Raw genomic sequence first — 17,437 nt, 5'->3', positions numbered from 1 at the left:
GTCATTTCTTATTATCGGTTAAGTAATTTTCTTATTAAATTCATTAAACTAAATTTTGGAAGTGGAGGGAACTCTGTATTTAATCCCATCTCTTTGAATGATGGGACTTTGGGAGGCTCTGTCTTCACAATGTCAAATTCTATATTAGGGAACGAAACTCCCACATTATATTTCGGTTGCTTTATAGTTATAGAGGTCTTGTTAGCAATCTGCGGAGTAGGTACTAATATTGTTTTTACTTGCGGTATTGGTAACATGTTAATATCAAGACTTTTCTTCTTTCTTCCAAATTCATCTTCTGCTGTAAGTATGATGGTAGTAGCTTTTTGAGGTTCAATAATCTTTGTGCCTTTAGTTTCAACTTCATCGTTATCTATCCAAACACTTTTTGCGTGTTTGACATCCCAAGTTAGTTTCACGGGAATTGTAGGAAATACATAGTATTTATCCGCAGAGAAATCAATTATACACTCATCAAAGACTTTAATAGAAACATCTTTTTTTATAATGTAGTCATTTACGGTCTTGACTAATAGTTCAAATGTGGAATCCTCTACAAGATTCTTGGAAATATATCCTTTATTCTCGTATTTTTGTTCACAGCTTTCTCCTGCTTGTTTTAGATAAACATCTGCTACAAAAGGAACATTCCATTCTAACATTATTCTTTGAGTATGGCGGACTACTTTTGTTGCAGAAGCAGAAAAGATTACTTTTTTCTCTAACAATAAAGATTCAAAAGGGAGTAATTCATTTATGTCATTATGTTTTAGATATCCTGCCAGCACATCTAATATTTCTTGGAAACTTTCTCCAAGAGATTGAATGTCTTTGTAACTTTCCGAATTTGTTATGTCTTCGTAGTCTTCTTTAGAGAAGAGAAGGCGATCGGAATCTTCCACTTTATATTTATCAATTAGGGAAGTGTTTTCTGCTATTGCCAATATACTGAGGTAGATTATCAGCTCAGAGAAATAATCTAATTTTTCGGATACTGTTTTGTTGTTTTTTCGTGCAGGATGCTGATAATCAGGAAGACCTGTTATAGAATCAGCTTCGCCATTCAGTTCTGGACAATAAAAAGAGTCATAATCAACGAGATGCAGTTGATGATCATTATCAACCAAAATGTTACCGTGCTGTAAATCTCCATGCGCAAGTGATTGGCTATGCAAAGCTCGGGACATTTTAAGAAAATTGTCAGCTAGTGCTCTTAGACGTTCCTTTGAATGTTTGTTTTGACAGATATAGTCTTTTATTGTGACGCCATCAATCCAACGCATTCTTGTCGTTGGGTAAATGTTGCCATCCACATTAATGCCTTTTTCTATGTATTCAATTTCGCATAAGAAGTCTAAATGGGATTTGCTAATTGCCTCGGAGATAATTTTATATCGTTTTTGAGTATAGTTAATATTTGAATGCCAGCAGCGGAAAGCCCACGCCTTTCCATCAGACGTTTTATAGGGGAAAACTACTGAAAACCCTCCAGTATAGGCAATAAGTCTTCCTTTAGCATCTCTTTTGAAGTTGCTATTCTTTGCATGTTCATCCAAAACGAGAACTCTTTTATTTTCAACAGATATTCTTATATTGGGTATCGTTAGCATTTATCGGGGTTTCTTGAATTTTTCTGATATTGTTGACGATATCTCGTTGCTTATTTCGGTATACCCGTTTCCATTTTTCCACTTATCGGAAATTCTTTTACTTTCAGATGCTATGGCTTCTTCTAATGGGGAAAGTTCGTCAATGGATGACTTTGACATAAAATCGCATAACTTATTTGTCAAATGAGCTAATTCCGAGTCTGACTTAAGTTCCCTGAAAATATTTGATTTGCCATAAGACTGGATATCCTCACCGGAAAATAAAAGGGTCTCAGTATCTTCCATATTCAGCTTTTCCCATAGAGAGGGCATCTTGGCCAATGCTATAAGACTGGTGTAGATTACAAGTTCAGAAAAGTAATCGGCCTTCTCAGAGGCTTTTTTATTCTTCCACCGTGCTTCGTGCTGATACCCAACGAGGCCTTTAATTTCATCTGGCATCCCTTTTAAATTAGGGGTATAGATGGAATCATAGTCAACCAGAATTAGAGATTTGTCTGGTTTAACCATAATGTTGCCATGTTGCAAATCTCCGTGAGAGAAATGGTTTGCATGCAAATCTGCCACCATTTTCTTGAAATTCTCTGCTATTTCATTAATCACATGAGATTCTGTGATATGATTTGCCAAGAACTTCTTTAGGGGTTGCGCATCTACCCAGTCCATGGCCACAAGTGGCTGCATGCCTTGTGTGGTCATAATTCCGTCTTCATAGAATTCAAATCCAACAAAGTATGGCAGATTCGCCTTTTTTAATGCGTCAGAAATAAGTTGAGTTCTACGTTTTGCGTCAGAGACCTCTGCATGCCAAAGCCGTACAGCATACTTCTTATTTGGAGTCTGATAGGGGAAGACGACACAAAAACCACCAGAATACTTGATAAGACGAGATCCTTTTTCAATAGGATGCCCATCTTTCAGAACAAGAGGGTGTATTAATGCAGGCGTTCTAATGCACGTGCTGTAATCTGGAATACTGGGTAATGGCATGGCAATAGTTATTTTCGAACGATTGAATATTTTTTCAATAATTTGTCAAATGCGTCTTTTGCGGCATTTTTTGTCGCTTGATTCAAACTCTTCAAGTGTTTACATTTCTTTTTAGAAATAATCTTGAATTCAGAGAGAAATTCGTATATGAAAGTAGAAGCATCGTCACTAAATGGCTTATTTGTAGCCGTAGTTTTCTTTTCTTTATTCTCTAGTTCTTCTATAGGGACTATTTGTTTGATGGACTCTTCTTTTTTTATGAGTGTATTGATGTCGTCAATATTCTGCATAGAAAAAGAACAGGATTTATTGTACAGAATAATCACAAGAGTTGTATCATCATTATGCATTCCTGTTTTTCTCCAATCTTGAACTAAATTTTCAAAGTCCTCATGAGAAACCACGGTTAATAACTGCTGAATAAATTCTGCTATTTCCCCTTTTTGATTATGTCTGGATAAGAACTCAGAGATAGGGTCTGATGTCATGATGAGACAAATATCTTCAGATAGTACTCCTTCTATTATTCTTGGAGTACCCTTTCCTTTTTGAGATTCATCACTGTCGAAATAATCCGGATAGCTGTCAAATGTTTCCACATCTTGTGAAGTATGAAATTTCGCTTCATTTCCATTCCACTCAATTAGACATGAATCGCCAAGAACAGAACCTTTCCATTTATTTCCTTCAAAGCGGATGCCAACAAAAGTAGCTCCGGCCGACCGCCTTTCTGCCAAGTTGCGCTCATTCCTGTAAATCATATTTTCAGGAGCATTCTTTGCCTTTAATTCTTGGATGAAGTCATTAACTTTTTCTCTCCATACTGAGCACAAGGGTTTTATGGATTCAATATCAGGAAGCCAATCAGTTTTCTCTATAAAAGAGTCAACAAGGAGTTGAGCCCATATTTTTTGTTGCCATGTTGCCCCCATCCCATCTGAAACAGCGATAGATTTAATCTCGGGATTGATACCAAATCTGTCTTGGCAGTCTGAATAGGTTTCGGCCTGCTTGTGGGTAATAAAAGCGCGTATTTTCATATCTTCCTTGCTACTTCATCTTTTGTCATCATTTTGCCCTTTTGATGAACCAAAATCAATAAGTTGGATCAGCTGAACACCATCTGCACCAAATATACAACCACGAGAGCCCTCTTTGGTTGGAAGTTCATTTTTTGCGGCAGCAGCCTTATATGATTCGGGAACTTCACTGGTTATATCATATAAGAACTGAGCTTCTTCCTGAGAAACCTCTGCTCTATTAGATGGGAAAACAACTTTCCCATTAGCATCATCTATCTGTGCATTGAAAATCAAAACATTCCCATCGCTATTGGAAAGAGACATAATCTCATTAGCTAATATAACCGTTTCTTTCATACAGTCGCTCGGATCTTTCCTATCATAATATGGAACTCCATCTGAGATATTTATTATTACAGGTGCCGGACCATCTAGGTTATCAGACATCCATTTTTCTACAAGCTCTTTTGCTATTTGAAATGCGCCAAGCATGTTGGTGGCACCATTTTTATCAATAGGTTCAACCCAGACAGGCTGCTTGACTTCAACCTCAACAATCCCACCTGTACCGTCAGGAGTCTTTTTCTTTAGAGTCTCGTAACGTAGTGGAGAAGCGTCTAAGTCTTTCAACCATCCTGAACATAATTCTTTTACATCATGATTGTAACCGATAACGGAGATAAAACAACGATTCTTCGGTGCATCTCCATCAAAGTTTTTTTGAATAATATTGTCAATTACTTTGTTGACGGCGAGTGTCGCAAATTTAGTGCGTGTAGTACCTTCGTAAGCATTCATCATAGAGCCTGACTGGTCTAATAGGATAATAAGGAGTCCCGGAGTGGCAGAACTCCATTGTTTTTCATTTTTTGCCATAATAGTCTTTTTTTCTGTTTGGCTCTCCTGACAGATTGATTAGATTTATAGTCATGTCACATATAAATAAAAAACGTGGAGCCAGCCTGTTGCTCGTCCCACGTATCTTGGCCTTCGCATTGCCCTGTCTGTCGAAACGAGCAACGCCGAAAGCCCCACGCTGATGTAAGTATATAAACCACATTCAAAAATGGCAAGAAGCCATAGCCATCATGTGGGTACATATAAAATACATCTCAAGGGGCGTTCCCGTTGCTTTGTTCTTGACAGACATTTGAGTTTGCGAAGTTCAGATACGTCAAAACCAAAGCGTACAGTTACGCCTTTTATGTATATGCTTGCCTAATCACCGCTTATTGGATCGTTAATAAGGCATCTAAATGCAAATATAGGTATTATGTTTTGTAAATCAATCTTTCTTCGGTATTTTTTCTTTGGCTCATAAAAGAGGGTAAAAGAGTACGGAGATGGTATCTTTCGTCTACGTATACCCAACTGCCTTTAAAGTATGAAAAATTCTGACAAACCTCTTCTTTCCTAATCGCTTGATAACCAGTCTACTAATTTTTTACTGAAAACTCACCGGTTTTTTACTAATTTTCCGGGGAATTTTTAGTAAAAATCCGGTGAGAATTTAGTAAAAATCCGGGCATTTTTTAGAAAGCACGATTTGAGGCTTGTTGAAAATTCCGGAATCTTTACAAATGGATGTTACCTCGTTGGTTTTTCGGCTGACGGCAGTCTTCAATCAATCATGCGACACCTACACGGTTTCCATTTATAAAATCAGTGTAATCCGTGCCTAAAATAAGAAAAAGGATAAAGCGCATGCACGCTTTATCCTTTTCTTAATCTTATCTTATGGCCGGCCCCTTACAGTGCTTTCTCTTTAATCAGATATTCGGCAATCTGCACCGCATTCAGTGCGGCGCCCTTTTTGATTTGGTCGCCCACAATCCAGAACGTCAGTCCGTTTTCATTGCTGAGGTCTTTGCGGATGCGACCCACGTATACCGGGTCTTTGCCTGCAAGGAACAACGGCATCGGATACTCCTTCTTTTCCGGATTATCCATCAGCACCAGTCCGTCGCCTTTGGCAAACGCTTCGCGCGCCTCTTCTACCGAAATAGGACGCTCGGTTTCCACCCAGATGCTCTCGGAGTGGGAACGAAGTGCGGGAACACGTACGCAAGTGGCGCTGACCTTAACGTCGGAGTGCATAATCTTGCGCGTTTCGTTAAACATCTTCATTTCCTCCTTCGTGTAGCCGTTCTCCATGAACACGTCAATCTGCGGGATGAGGTTGAAGGCCAACTGGTAGGCAAACTTCTCTACCGTCACAGGTTCGCCGGCCAATACCTGACGGTATTGCTCGTACAACTCGTCCATGGCGGCGGCACCTGCACCACTCGCCGCCTGATAAGTAGAGACGTGTACCGTTTTTATATGCGATAGCTGTTCGATGGCCTTCAGCGCCACCACCATCTGGATGGTAGTGCAGTTAGGGTTGGCGATGATGCCTCGCGGACGGTCTTTTGCATCGGCGGCGTTTACTTCCGGCACTACCAATGGGATGTCGGCATCCATGCGGAACGCACTTGAATTGTCAATCATTACGGCTCCATGCTTGGTAATGGTTTCGGCAAACTCTTTAGAGGTGCCTGCGCCTGCGGAAGTGAAAGCGATATCAACCCCTTTAAAGTCATCGTTGTGTTGCAAGAGTTTAACCTCGATCTGTTTACCGCGGAACGTGTATTTGGTTCCGGCACTGCGTTTAGAACCGAACAGTACTAACTCGTCCAACGGGAAATTCCTTTCATCGAGCACTCGCAGGAACTCCTGTCCCACGGCTCCGCTTGCTCCAACAATAGCTACTTTCATTTTTCTTTCTTTTAATTTGGTTTATAAAAAAGTAATATTCTACTTTGAAAAGATAGAATTGGCTGCAAATTTATAACAAAATGCTGTATAACACCGCATAAAGTGAAAACTTTTTCGTTATTTTGCACTCAATTTCTGAAACTTACAGCCTATGGATTGGTTTGACTTTAGCCTGAAACTCCCGATTACCGACCCTACATGGATATTTCTCCTTGTACTCCTTATCATCTTGTTTGCACCTATGCTGCTGAGCAGGCTTCGCATTCCTCATATCATAGGCATGATACTGGCAGGTCTTGTCATTGGCGAGCATGGTTTCAACATCCTTGTGCGCGACAGCAGTTTCGAGCTCTTCGGCAAGGTGGGGTTGTATTATATCATGTTTCTGGCCGGTCTGGAAATGAATATGGGCGACTTCAAGCAGAATCGTGGAAAGGCGCTGATGCTGGGATTGCTGGCTTTTGTCATCCCGATAGGCATCGGCTTGGTGACCAACATTGCGTTGCTGAAGTACGGGGTGCTCACTTCCGTCTTATTGGCAAGTATGTATGCCTCTCACACGTTGGTTGCCTACCCGATTGTCATCCGCTATGGCGTGTCGCGGCATCGCAGCGTGAGCATTGCCGTGGGCGGCACTGCGGTGACCGATACACTTACTTTGCTGGTACTGGCAGTGGTGGGCGGCCTGTTCAAAGGCGAGTCGGGCGGTTTGTTTTGGATATGGCTGGTGGTTAAGGTCATCTTTCTGGGTGCTTTGATCATCTATTTCTTTCCGCGCATCGGTCGCTGGTTTTTCCACAGATACGATGACAATGTGATGCAATTCATCTTTGTGCTTGCCATGGTATTTCTTGGTGCCGGGCTGATGGAGTTTGTCGGCATGGAGGGCATATTGGGCGCTTTTCTCGCCGGTTTGGTACTGAATCGCTTGATTCCACATGTCTCTCCGTTGATGAATCACCTGGAGTTTGTGGGCAATGCGCTTTTCATTCCCTATTTCCTGATAGGAGTGGGAATGTTGATTGATGTGCACGTTATCTTCGGTCATGGTGATGCGCTGAAGGTAGCCGGAGTGATGATTGCGGTGGCGTTGGCCGGAAAATGGATTGCTTGCTGGCTGACGCAGAAAATATATAAGATGGGTGCCATTGAACGGGAACTGATGTATGGTTTGAGTAATGCGCAGGCGGCGGCAACACTGGCGGCCGTGCTGGTGGGCTATAACATCGTTCTGCCGGGCGGAGGGCGTTTGCTGAACGACGATGTGCTGAATGGTACCGTACTGCTGATTCTGGTAAGCTGCATCGTCAGTTCGTTCATCACGGAGCGTGCGGCGCGCAGGATAGCGATGGATGAAGCGCATTTGGAAGAACATCGCTCCGTGGAGCAGGAGAGGATTCTGATACCCGTAGGCAATCCGGACAGCATTGAGGATCTGATTAATCTTTCTTTGGTGATACGCGACCCGAAACAGAAAGACAACCTGCTGGCTTTGAGTGTGATTAATGATGACAGCAGTTCGGGAAGCGCCGAGCTTCGCGGGAAACGTTGTCTGGAGCGTGCAGCCATGATTGCCGCGTCGGTGAACGTTCCATTGAAGCAGATAAGCCGTTATGACCTGAATATCGCTTCGGGTATTATTCATACGGCTAAAGAGCATAAAGCGACGGATGTCATCATAGGTTTGCACCGCAAGATAAATATCGTGGACTCCTTCTTCGGAATGCTTACGGAGAATCTGCTGAAAGGTTTGCATCGCGAGGTGATGGTTTCTAAGTTTCTGATACCTATCAATACGATAAGGCGGGTGATTGTGGCCGTACCGCCGAAAGCGGAATACGAGGCCGGCTTCCACAAATGGGTGGAACATTTCTGCCGGCTGGGCGGCACGTTGGGTTGCAGGGTGCATTTCTATGCCAACGAAGAGACAACGGTTCGTTTGCAAGGATTGGTGAAAAAGAAATATGGCCATACGTTGACAGATTTCTCCCGTCTGGATGAGTGGGACGATTTGTTGCTGCTGACCGGCCAGGTGAACTATGATCATCTGTTGGTGATTATTAGTGCCCGACGCGGCTCTATCTCATACGACAGCTCGTTTGAGAAACTGCCGGCGCAGATTGGGAAGTACTTTGCAAACAATAGTTTAATCGTGTTGTACCCCGACCAACTGGGCGAGCCTCAAGATTCTGTCTCTTTCTCCAATCCGCGAGGGAACAACGAGTCGCAGCATTATGAAAAAGTGGGTAGTTGGTTCTATAAATGGTTTAAGTCTTCTTCTCAATAGAAGGAGACATCCTGTAGACTGATTCTCGTAAACTGTAGCGATGGAGCATAGGCCCGGCATGGTTGAAATATAAAAGACAGAAAACTATGATAAACGAAACATCCTCTTCTTCTCTTTCGGCAAAGGAGGAATCGGAGGAGAAACTTTGGTTGCAGAGAAGCCGCCTCTTGCTGGGGGATGAAAAGATGGAACGCTTGCGGCGGGCACATGTGCTTGTTGTGGGTTTGGGCGGTGTGGGAGCTTATGCCGCCGAGATGATATGCCGTGCCGGAGTGGGGCGGATGACGGTTGTGGATGCCGATACGGTACAGCCCACCAATATCAATCGCCAGTTACCCGCTTTACATTCCACGCTGGGGCAGAAAAAGGCCGAAGTGTTGGCCGCACGTTTCAAAGACATCAATCCTGATTTGGAATTGACGGTGCTGCCGGTATTTCTGAAAGATGAAAACATCCCTGAATTGCTGGATGCCGCCGCTTATGACTTTGTGGTGGATGCCATCGATACGCTTGCGCCGAAATGTCATCTGATTGTGGAAGCGATGCGGCGGCATCTTAAAATAATCTCAAGTATGGGGGCGGGTGCCAAGAGTGATATTACGCAGGTGCGTTTTGCCGATATATGGGACACTTACCATTGCGGACTCAGCAAGGCCGTGCGCAAGCGGTTGCAGAAGATGGGTGTCAAACGGAAGTTGCCGGTAGTTTTCAGCACGGAGCAAGCCGATGCCAAAGCGGTGCTGTTGACTGAAGATGAGATGAACAAGAAATCTACCTGTGGCACGGTGAGTTATATGCCGGCTGTTTTCGGCTGTTATCTGGCAGAATATGTGATAAAAAGGTTATAATGGAATTATGATACGATTAGAGAATATAACGAAAAGCTTCGGCAGTTTACAAGTGCTACGAGGCATCGACCTGGCGATAGAGAAAGGTGAAGTGGTGAGTATTGTCGGTCCCAGCGGGGCGGGTAAGACTACCTTATTGCAGATAATGGGGACGCTGGATATGCCCGATAGTGGCTCGGTGGTGATTGCCGGCACACAAGTCGATCGCATGAAGGAAAGGGAACTTTCCGCTTTCCGCAACAAGCACATCGGCTTTGTCTTTCAGTTTCATCAGTTATTGCCGGAATTTACGGCATTGGAGAATGTGATGATACCGGCCTTTATTGCTGGAAAGGGACAACAGGAGGCTAAAGCTGCCGCTACGGAAATTCTCGACTTCATGGGGCTTACCGACCGTGCAGCTCACAAGCCGAACGAACTGTCGGGAGGTGAAAAACAGCGTGTGGCCGTGGCTCGTGCACTTATCAATCATCCGGCTGTCGTCTTGGCCGACGAACCTTCCGGCAGTCTGGATACGCATAATAAAGAGGAACTGCACCGGCTCTTCTTCGATTTGCGCAATCGCTTCGGGCAGACTTTTGTCATCGTGACGCACGATGAGGGACTGGCGCAGCTGACAGACCGAACCATCCATCTTATTGACGGTGAAATAAACAACATGCTTTGAAGGTGATGCAGGGTAAGCTTGTTCTGATTCGGTTCGGGCTCCTTTTGTGCAGGCACTTGCTCACTCGAAGCAAACGTAATGACCGATTCTTTCCAAATCGGTTTCCGAAAATTCTTCGTAAAGCACAAAAGGCTTCAGGCTGCGGATCGTTCCGTTCTTCTTTCGGTACTCCACGAATGCTTTGGCTTGGTAAAAATTGATGTAGGGGTGACTGCGTAGTCTCTCTATACTGCTTCGGTTCAGATTCATGGGATGTATCTTTTGAGGATCGACATGGAACCATGATTCCAGTAGATGGTAATCCAGATGGATGTCCTGCAACTGCTCTATCCGATAGAATCCTCCCAGACGTTGCCGGTAACCGGTTATCAGGCGAGCAATATGACTGCCTATGCCGGGAATCTTTTTCAATTCCGTAGTGTCGGCGAGGTTCAGTTCAACAATGGTGCCGGCAGGATATTTGTACTGAATGTTTTTGAGGAATGTCGTGCTGTCCACACTGATAAGAGAGGGGCGGGTGCTCCTTACCGTATCTTCCGGAGCGATACGGATGTAGGGTAGCAGTGTCTGATATTGTTCTTCCGTCAATCCGTAGATTTTGCTGAAATCAGCCTTCTTTCGGAACTTTCCTCCTTTTCTGCGATAATTCAGGATGTTGCGCACCATCCATGCCGGCAATCCTAATCGACAAAAAAGGGCGGAATCTGCCGTGTTGGGATTGAAAGAAACCGGAGTGGGAGGCGGAAGATATTTCGCCGGATAGGGAGTGGAACGCTGCTTCCGCTGTGGCTCTTTCTCTTCTATGGAGGCAAGAAACGCTTCATATTCTGCCACGGAGGCAGCCTGCTTTCGTTTCTCTTCGGGAGAAAGAGACTCTTGCCGAAGATATGGATAAAGCAGTCCGGTAAGGAAGATCAGAATAATTACGGCCATCAGGACCAGTATTCCACGTCTTTCTCCCCGAGAGAAATAAAAGAAGCTTCTGAAAGGGTTGTGCATAGTTTTTTCTGTTTTTCTTTCATGTCATCATAACTGTTTTAGATTTAAGAAATTCAAAAACAGATTCTAAATGACCTGCTAAAATACGCAAATATAGAAAATGTTCTGTACTTTTGTGCATAATTCGTTTATTAATTGAAAGCATGTTCTTCTATATTATAAGGAAATATCCGTTCTCGCTGTGTGTTATTTTGGCAGTGATTTATCTTTCTTTCTTCAAACCGCCTACTATGGAGATAGACTCTATTCCCGGCCTGGACAAGGTGGCTCACGTCTGCATGTACTTCGGTATGGCAGGCATGTTATGGTTGGAGTTCTTGTGGGCGCATCGCAGCGATAATCAGCCTTTGTGGCATGCTTGGGTAGGAGCATTGGCATGTCCCGTCCTATTCAGTGGAGTTGTGGAGATGTTGCAGGAGTATTGCACGACATATCGTGGTGGCGATTGGCTGGATTTCGCAGCCAACACAGCAGGAGCGGTGCTGGCATCGCTGATTGCTTATTTCGTTTTGAAACCGGTGATGATGAAGCCCGGCAGATGACCGGAGGCGGCTAAAAAACAGACAGCTACAGATAGTCTGTCACGCTGCTCAGTTTTATTCCGTTCGAGCCTTTTATCAGGATGGTCTTTCCGCAAGGCTTGTTCCGTTGCAACTCTGCAATGAGCGACGGTGCATCCCGATAGTCGGGGTAGGCGTGCCGGGTAGCGGCAAACAAATCTCCTACAAGGGCCACATCTTCGAATCCGCATTCTTCCAGATAGTCCACTATCTTTTGGTGCTCTTCGGCACTCTCTTTTCCAAGCTCCAGCATGTCTCCCAGTATCAACATTTTACCTTCGGCCTGCATATTATTGAAGTTGCCGATGGAAGCCATCATGCTGGTGGGGTTGGCGTTGTAGGCGTCGATTATCAGAGTATTGTCTGCGGTTTTTCTCAATTGAGAGCGATTGTTCCGGGGCGTGTATTCGGTCAGTGCCTTGTCTGTTTTTTCAGGAGGTACGCCGAAGAAACACCCGATGGTGACGGCTGCAAGGACATTGGGAAAGTTATATTCTCCGATGAGTTGTGTTTGTACTTCACGTCGTTCGCCATCTTTGCCGGCTCTCCATTCGAAAGCCAAGTAAGGTGAGTTTCCGGTGATGTGCCCGTTGACGTAAAGCCCTTCTTCCGTGCCGTAGGCCACTTGGTTCAGTCCACGAGCCATCTCCATCAGATAGGGGTTGTCGTGATGAATGAAAACGGTTGCATTACCCCGTCGGCGCAGGAAGTCGTACAGCTCTCCTTTGGTCTTGATTACTCCTTCCAAAGAGCCGAATCCCTCCAGGTGAGCTTTCCCTACGTTGGTGATAATGCCATAATCCGGTTCGGCTATCTCCACCAGATCTTTGATGTCGCCCGGATGACTGGCCCCCATTTCTATGACAGCAAGGTCATGCCGAGACTGCAAGCGGAGCAGTGTGAGAGGAACGCCGATATGATTGTTCAGATTTCCTTGCGTGTAGAGTATGTCATAGCTTTGCGACAGCACAGCGCCCATCAACTCTTTGGTGGTTGTTTTACCGTTGGTGCCGGTGATGCCTATGATGCGTGTGCCCAACTGTTTGCGATGATGGTTGGCAAGTTGTTGGAGCGTGCGTAGGCAATTATCCACTAATATATAATGTGTATCGCCGGCGGGAGCGTATTCCGCTTCATCCACCATGGCGTATGCACTACCTTGTTCCAGTGCTTTGGCAGCGAAGGCGTTTCCATTGAAGTTTTCGCCTTTCAGAGCGATGAAGAGCGAGCCTTGCGGACAGTTGCGGCTGTCTGTCGTGACACAAGTGCATTCCAGAAAAAGCGGGTAGAGTGAGGCTATATCCATAGTTGCGCATTGTTTTCTTTTGAATTCATTGCAAAGATAGATTTTAATTTGCTGCGTTGGTTTTGTATAGGTGGAAAAAGTTCTACTTCGGGCTTTCTTCCCGGTTCTTTCTCAGTATGCTGTATGGAATATCGGATAAAGCATCTTTTGTAGTCTCGATTAAAATCTTTAGCTTTGTATTTGTAAACAGAATTATAACCATACGAATATGACCAAATTTGAAATAGAAGAAAAGATAGTGGCCATGCTCAAGACGGTGTTCGACCCTGAAATACCGGTCAATGTGTACGACTTAGGCCTGATTTATAAGATAGACGTGAGTGATGAAGGAGAGGCTGTCATCGATATGACGCTGACCGCCCCCAACTGCCCTGCCGCCGACTTTATCATGGAAGATGTGCGCCAAAAGGTCGAGTCCATTGACGGACTTGTTTCGGCGACCATCAATCTCGTTTTTGAGCCTGAATGGGACAAGGATATGATGAGTGAAGAAGCCAAATTGGAACTGGGCTTCCTTTGATTAACGGACAATGAACGGTTGATAATGAAGAACGTATATTTCCTGTCTGATGCTCACCTCGGTTCTCGAGCCATTGAGCACGGACGAACTCAAGAACGCCGGTTGGTGAACTTCTTGGATAGCATCAAGCATCAAGCAGTAGCCGTATATCTGCTGGGCGACATGTTCGACTTTTGGTATGAGTTCCGCACTGTAGTGCCTAAGGGATACACACGCTTCTTGGGAAAACTGTCCGAGTTGACCGACTTGGGAGTGGAAGTGCATTTCTTCACCGGAAATCATGATCTTTGGTGCGGCGATTATCTGAACAAGGAATGTGGTGTCATCATACATCGCGAACCGCTTACAACCGAAATTTATGGAAAAGAGTTCTATCTTGCCCATGGCGATGGCCTGGGCGACCCCGACAAGAAGTTCAAGCTGTTGCGCTCCATGTTTCACAGCCGTAGTCTTCAAGTGCTGTTCTCTGCCCTGCATCCTCGCTGGAGCATGGAGTTGGGGCTGAACTGGGCCAAGCATAGCCGCATGAAGCGTATAGACGGGAAAGAACCCGAATACATGGGAGAAAACAATGAATATCTGGTGCTATATACCAAAGAATATCTGAAGAACCATCCTAACATCAACTATTTCTTATACGGGCACCGGCACATTGAACTGGATTTGATGTTGAGCGCCACTGCCCGTGTACTTATTCTCGGCGATTGGATAAACTACTTCTCGTATGCCGTTTTTGATGGTGAAAACCTTTTTCTCGAAGAGTTTGTAGAGGGAGAGACAAAACTATAATCCGACGATTGTCTTTTTGCAGGCCTATGCATACAGAAACACGAAGACATAGAGGTCTCATTATGTATAAATCCTCTGCGTCTCCGTGTCCCTATGTTCTGTTTCCGGTTACTTATATCCGCCGGCTTTTGCTATGCGCTTCGGAATCTCAGTGTTGTCCATTTTACCCATAAACAACTTGCAACCTGCACCTATGGCATACACCGGTACGTATCCGGCAGTGTGGCCGGAACTTGTCCATCCCGCCATTGCAATCCGGCTCATCACCTTGCGTGCTGCGGCGGCAAGCGGTTCGGTTTTGGAGTAAAGATTCTGTTCGAATACTACATGCTTCTTCACGAAAGATTCCTCGTATTCATCACGGAGCATTTTCTCCTGTTCCCATGTCAACGGTAGCTCTTTCCAGAAGCCCATTTTCTCGGCGAGCAGCGATTTTACTTCTTCCCAGCCGACAGGCCGGCCCATCTTGCGCAAGTCGGTGATGGAACGTGACAATTCTTCCTGAGAAACTTTTTGATTGACCAGCGACTTCAGTCTTAGTTCATATTTGCCTGTGCCGAGGCCCAGTCCTCCGGTTTCGTGGTCGGCAGTAATCACAATCAGCGTTTCTTTGGGATGTTTCTTGTAAAACTCGTATGCCACTCTGATGGCATTGTCCATGTCCACCACCTCGTTGAAGACTGTGGCGGGGTCGTTGTTGTGGCAAGCCCAGTCTATCTTTCCACCTTCAACCATCAGGAAAAAACCTTTGTCATTGCCTTTGGTCAGAAAAGAGATGGCGCTTTCGGTAATCTCGGTCAAGGTCAAATCTCCCTCTTTGCGGTCGATGGCATAAGGCAGACAAGACGGATTAGCGCCTTCCTTCTGGATAAGTATCATTTTATCTGCTTGAGCAGCCTTGACCTTATATTCGTCAAGCCCTCTGGCAATGATATAACCGTTCTCCTCAAATACGGGAAAGATGCTCGGAGCCTCTTTCTTGTCGGCCGTTGTGGTAGGCTTCAGGAAACCGCCGCCTGCATAGAAGTCAAAACCGGCCTTCGGCAGGTCAAGGGCTATCTCATAATACATGCTGCGGTTGGGCTGATGGGCATAGAATGCGGCCGGAGTGGCGTGGTCTACACTGACGCTGGTTGTAACGCCTACTTTTCTGCCTGCCTTCTTGGCTTTTTCGGCAACGGTTTGCAAAACGTTCTTGTCGTCGTCCAGGCCGATGGCGCCGTTGTAAGTTTTCTTTCCGGTAGAAAGAGCTGTTCCGGCAGCAGAAGAGTCTGTCACCGAGTTAGTGGCCGAGAAAGTGGTGACAACGCCGACTGCCGGAAATGTGGTGAACAGCAAAGGCTTTACGCCAATCTGTCCGTCCTTCTCTGCCAGATACATTTCCGTTCCATTTACTTGGTTTACTCCCATTCCGTCGCCAATGAAATAAAATACATATTTTGCCTGTTGGGCATAGCTCATGCCACTTGTCAACAATGCAAAAAACAATACATACATCAATCGTTTCATAAAACTATATTTATTTTGAATATTAGAGATATAGTGATAAAATCATTAATTTGAAAATATAAAACCGCAACATCAAATCATTATCACTGTGTTTTCAGTGCCTAAAGTTACAGAGATTTATTGTATGACAAATAAATAGAGTAAAGAATTTGCATTTTGACAGGTAAAATTCTCAAAAACAACTCTCAAAAGATGCTGATAAAACGTTAAAGGCAAGTTCTAAAAAGATTTATTAAATTGATATGAGATGTAAAAAAGGGACGGCAATGGGACTCACGGTGGAACTGCACCTCATGTAGTCCCCACCGCCTATTCACCGCTTCCGGCAAACTCCATGAGGTATGCCTTGATGAAGCCGTCTATCTTTCCGTCCATCACCCCGTTCACGTCGCTGGTCTGGAAGTTGGTGCGATGATCTTTCACGCGGCGGTCGTCGAACACGTAGCTGCGTATCTGCGAGCCCCATTCGATTTTCTTCTTGCCGGCTTCTACCTTGGCTTGCTCGGCCATGCGGTGCTGCAGTTCCTTGTCGTACAAGATGGAGCGTAACTGCCGCAAGGCATTCTCGCGGTTCTTGGGCTGGTCGCGCGTTTCGGTGTTTTCAATCAAGATTTCTTCTTCCTCGCCTGTATAAGGGTCTTTGAACTGATAGCGCAGACGCACACCGGACTCCACTTTGTTCACGTTTTGCCCACCGGCCCCGCTGGACCGGAAAGTATCCCATGAAATATTAGCAACGTTGATATTCACCTCGATGGTATCATCTACCAACGGAGTGACGAACACAGAGGCAAAAGAAGTCATGCGCTTGCCCTGCGCATTATAGGGAGAGACGCGTACCAAACGGTGCACCCCGTTCTCACCCTTCAGGTAACCGTAGGCATAATCGCCGGCAATCTCGATGGTACAGGTCTTAATGCCCGCCTCATCGCCCTCCTGCAAGTTCGCAATGGTAGCCTTATAGCCGTTGGTCTCGGCATAACGCAGGTACATGCGCATCAGCATGCTGGCCCAATCTTGGCTTTCCGTTCCGCCCGCACCGGAGTTTATCTTCAGCACGCAGTCCATCTGGTCAGCCTCTTCGCGAAGCATGTTCTTGAGTTCGAGTTCCTCTACGGCAACGGATGCCTTAGCATAGGCCTCGTCCACCTCTCCCTCGCTCACTAACTCGTCCTTGTAGAAATCGTAGGCCAACTGCACCTCTTCCGTCAACGTCTTCACCTCGTTATAGCCCGAAATCCATTGTTGCAGGCCCTTTACTTTCTTCATCTGCGCTTCGGCGGCTTTCTGGTCGTCCCAGAATCTGGGGGCTTGCGTGCGGAGTTGTTCTTCCTCTACTTGTATTTTTTTTCCTTCGATGTCCAGATAGCGGTTCAACGCATCGGTACGTTCTTTGATATCTTTCAGTTGCTCTGCGGTAATCATACGCTTATTCCTTTTCAATTTTCAAGACGGCAAAGGTAGGAAAAAAACACAATTACTCAAAAGACAATCTTCCGAAATAGTTGAAACAGTGAAACATAAGCTGTAGAAAAAATAATAGGCCTTGCCATGCAACAGCATTAAAAAAAAT

Annotated in this window: 15 protein-coding genes; 6 read left to right on the top strand and 9 right to left on the bottom strand. The window is 45.1% G+C overall.

What is annotated here, in order from left to right:
* Nucleotides 1–11: 11 nt before the first annotated feature.
* From C4H11_RS07355 to C4H11_RS07335, 5 genes are all read right to left on the bottom strand, one after another.
* The gene (locus tag C4H11_RS07355; RefSeq protein ID WP_205729955.1) at nucleotides 12–1,556 is read right to left on the bottom strand and encodes a serine/threonine-protein kinase; all 1,545 of its coding nucleotides are present in this window, start codon (nucleotides 1,554–1,556) and stop codon (nucleotides 12–14) included.
* A 54-nt stretch (nucleotides 1,557–1,610) separates the two neighbouring features.
* Nucleotides 1,611–2,600, bottom strand: coding sequence for a protein kinase domain-containing protein (locus C4H11_RS07350; RefSeq protein WP_106041081.1), 990 nt, complete (start codon nucleotides 2,598–2,600; stop codon nucleotides 1,611–1,613).
* A gap of 8 nt (nucleotides 2,601–2,608) precedes the next feature.
* Complete coding sequence (locus C4H11_RS07345; protein ID WP_106041080.1) at nucleotides 2,609–3,640, bottom strand: hypothetical protein; 1,032 nt, start codon at nucleotides 3,638–3,640, stop codon at nucleotides 2,609–2,611.
* Nucleotides 3,641–3,655: 15 nt separating this feature from the next.
* Complete coding sequence (locus C4H11_RS07340) at nucleotides 3,656–4,498, bottom strand: vWA domain-containing protein (RefSeq protein ID WP_106041079.1); 843 nt, start codon at nucleotides 4,496–4,498, stop codon at nucleotides 3,656–3,658.
* An 873-nt stretch (nucleotides 4,499–5,371) separates the two neighbouring features.
* On the bottom strand, nucleotides 5,372–6,379 hold the full coding sequence (locus C4H11_RS07335; protein ID WP_106041078.1) for an aspartate-semialdehyde dehydrogenase: 1,008 nt from the start codon (nucleotides 6,377–6,379) through the stop codon (nucleotides 5,372–5,374).
* Between the two features lie 151 nt (nucleotides 6,380–6,530).
* Here C4H11_RS07335 and C4H11_RS07330 point away from each other — a divergent pair, with 151 nt between their 5' ends.
* The 3 genes from C4H11_RS07330 (at nucleotide 6,531) to C4H11_RS07320 (ending at nucleotide 10,181) form a co-directional block, all read left to right on the top strand.
* Complete coding sequence (locus C4H11_RS07330) at nucleotides 6,531–8,666, top strand: cation:proton antiporter (protein WP_106041077.1); 2,136 nt, start codon at nucleotides 6,531–6,533, stop codon at nucleotides 8,664–8,666.
* Between the two features lie 86 nt (nucleotides 8,667–8,752).
* Entirely contained in the window at nucleotides 8,753–9,514 is a 762-nt protein-coding gene (locus tag C4H11_RS07325) for a tRNA threonylcarbamoyladenosine dehydratase (protein WP_106041076.1), read from the top strand.
* A 7-nt stretch (nucleotides 9,515–9,521) separates the two neighbouring features.
* Nucleotides 9,522–10,181 (top strand): ABC transporter ATP-binding protein, encoded by a 660-nt coding sequence (locus C4H11_RS07320; protein ID WP_106041075.1) that lies wholly within the window; start codon nucleotides 9,522–9,524, stop codon nucleotides 10,179–10,181.
* Nucleotides 10,182–10,241: 60 nt separating this feature from the next.
* Here C4H11_RS07320 and C4H11_RS07315 read toward each other — a convergent pair whose 3' ends face one another.
* Nucleotides 10,242–11,180: a helix-hairpin-helix domain-containing protein gene (locus C4H11_RS07315; RefSeq protein ID WP_106041074.1), complete on the bottom strand. Its 939-nt coding sequence runs from the start codon at nucleotides 11,178–11,180 to the stop codon at nucleotides 10,242–10,244.
* 143 nt (nucleotides 11,181–11,323) lie between these two features.
* Between C4H11_RS07315 and C4H11_RS07310 the strand changes: the two genes are divergently transcribed.
* A complete protein-coding gene (locus tag C4H11_RS07310) occupies nucleotides 11,324–11,722 on the top strand; it encodes a VanZ family protein (RefSeq protein ID WP_106041073.1) in 399 nt (132 codons plus the stop codon).
* Between the two features lie 25 nt (nucleotides 11,723–11,747).
* Here C4H11_RS07310 and C4H11_RS07305 read toward each other — a convergent pair whose 3' ends face one another.
* Nucleotides 11,748–13,046, bottom strand: coding sequence for a UDP-N-acetylmuramoyl-tripeptide--D-alanyl-D-alanine ligase (locus tag C4H11_RS07305; RefSeq protein ID WP_106041072.1), 1,299 nt, complete (start codon nucleotides 13,044–13,046; stop codon nucleotides 11,748–11,750).
* Between the two features lie 208 nt (nucleotides 13,047–13,254).
* Here C4H11_RS07305 and C4H11_RS07300 point away from each other — a divergent pair, with 208 nt between their 5' ends.
* On the top strand, nucleotides 13,255–13,566 hold the full coding sequence (locus C4H11_RS07300; RefSeq protein WP_106041071.1) for a metal-sulfur cluster assembly factor: 312 nt from the start codon (nucleotides 13,255–13,257) through the stop codon (nucleotides 13,564–13,566).
* A gap of 24 nt (nucleotides 13,567–13,590) precedes the next feature.
* The gene (locus C4H11_RS07295; RefSeq protein WP_106041070.1) at nucleotides 13,591–14,355 is read left to right on the top strand and encodes a UDP-2,3-diacylglucosamine diphosphatase; all 765 of its coding nucleotides are present in this window, start codon (nucleotides 13,591–13,593) and stop codon (nucleotides 14,353–14,355) included.
* A 108-nt stretch (nucleotides 14,356–14,463) separates the two neighbouring features.
* Here C4H11_RS07295 and C4H11_RS07290 read toward each other — a convergent pair whose 3' ends face one another.
* A complete protein-coding gene (locus C4H11_RS07290; protein ID WP_106041069.1) occupies nucleotides 14,464–15,864 on the bottom strand; it encodes an alkaline phosphatase in 1,401 nt (466 codons plus the stop codon).
* 309 nt (nucleotides 15,865–16,173) lie between these two features.
* A complete protein-coding gene (prfB, locus tag C4H11_RS07285) occupies nucleotides 16,174–17,289 on the bottom strand; it encodes a peptide chain release factor 2 (protein ID WP_106041068.1) in 1,116 nt (371 codons plus the stop codon).
* Between the last annotated feature and the right edge of the window lie 148 nt (nucleotides 17,290–17,437).

It is taken from the genome of Bacteroides zoogleoformans, assembly GCF_002998435.1.
Lineage (GTDB): Bacteria > Bacteroidota > Bacteroidia > Bacteroidales > Bacteroidaceae > Bacteroides > Bacteroides zoogleoformans.
Note: the sequence above shows the minus strand (reverse complement) of the source record. Positions and strands in the feature narration are given on the sequence as shown.

Bases quoted from the DNA above. Each gene is read 5' to 3' on its own strand.
- C4H11_RS07350 (WP_106041081.1), bottom strand. From the start codon at position 2,600: ATGCCATTACCCAGTATTCCAGATTACAGCACGTGCATTAGAACGCCT.
- C4H11_RS07345 (WP_106041080.1), bottom strand. From the start codon at position 3,640: ATGAAAATACGCGCTTTTATTACCCACAAGCAGGCCGAAACCTATTCA.
- C4H11_RS07340 (WP_106041079.1), bottom strand. From the start codon at position 4,498: ATGGCAAAAAATGAAAAACAATGGAGTTCTGCCACTCCGGGACTCCTT.
- C4H11_RS07335 (WP_106041078.1), bottom strand. From the start codon at position 6,379: ATGAAAGTAGCTATTGTTGGAGCAAGCGGAGCCGTGGGACAGGAGTTC.
- C4H11_RS07330 (WP_106041077.1), top strand. From the start codon at position 6,531: ATGGATTGGTTTGACTTTAGCCTGAAACTCCCGATTACCGACCCTACA.
- C4H11_RS07325 (WP_106041076.1), top strand. From the start codon at position 8,753: ATGATAAACGAAACATCCTCTTCTTCTCTTTCGGCAAAGGAGGAATCG.
- C4H11_RS07320 (WP_106041075.1), top strand. From the start codon at position 9,522: ATGATACGATTAGAGAATATAACGAAAAGCTTCGGCAGTTTACAAGTG.
- C4H11_RS07315 (WP_106041074.1), bottom strand. From the start codon at position 11,180: ATGCACAACCCTTTCAGAAGCTTCTTTTATTTCTCTCGGGGAGAAAGA.
- C4H11_RS07310 (WP_106041073.1), top strand. From the start codon at position 11,324: ATGTTCTTCTATATTATAAGGAAATATCCGTTCTCGCTGTGTGTTATT.
- C4H11_RS07305 (WP_106041072.1), bottom strand. From the start codon at position 13,046: ATGGATATAGCCTCACTCTACCCGCTTTTTCTGGAATGCACTTGTGTC.
- C4H11_RS07300 (WP_106041071.1), top strand. From the start codon at position 13,255: ATGACCAAATTTGAAATAGAAGAAAAGATAGTGGCCATGCTCAAGACG.
- C4H11_RS07295 (WP_106041070.1), top strand. From the start codon at position 13,591: ATGAAGAACGTATATTTCCTGTCTGATGCTCACCTCGGTTCTCGAGCC.
- C4H11_RS07290 (WP_106041069.1), bottom strand. From the start codon at position 15,864: ATGAAACGATTGATGTATGTATTGTTTTTTGCATTGTTGACAAGTGGC.
- prfB (WP_106041068.1), bottom strand. From the start codon at position 17,289: ATGATTACCGCAGAGCAACTGAAAGATATCAAAGAACGTACCGATGCG.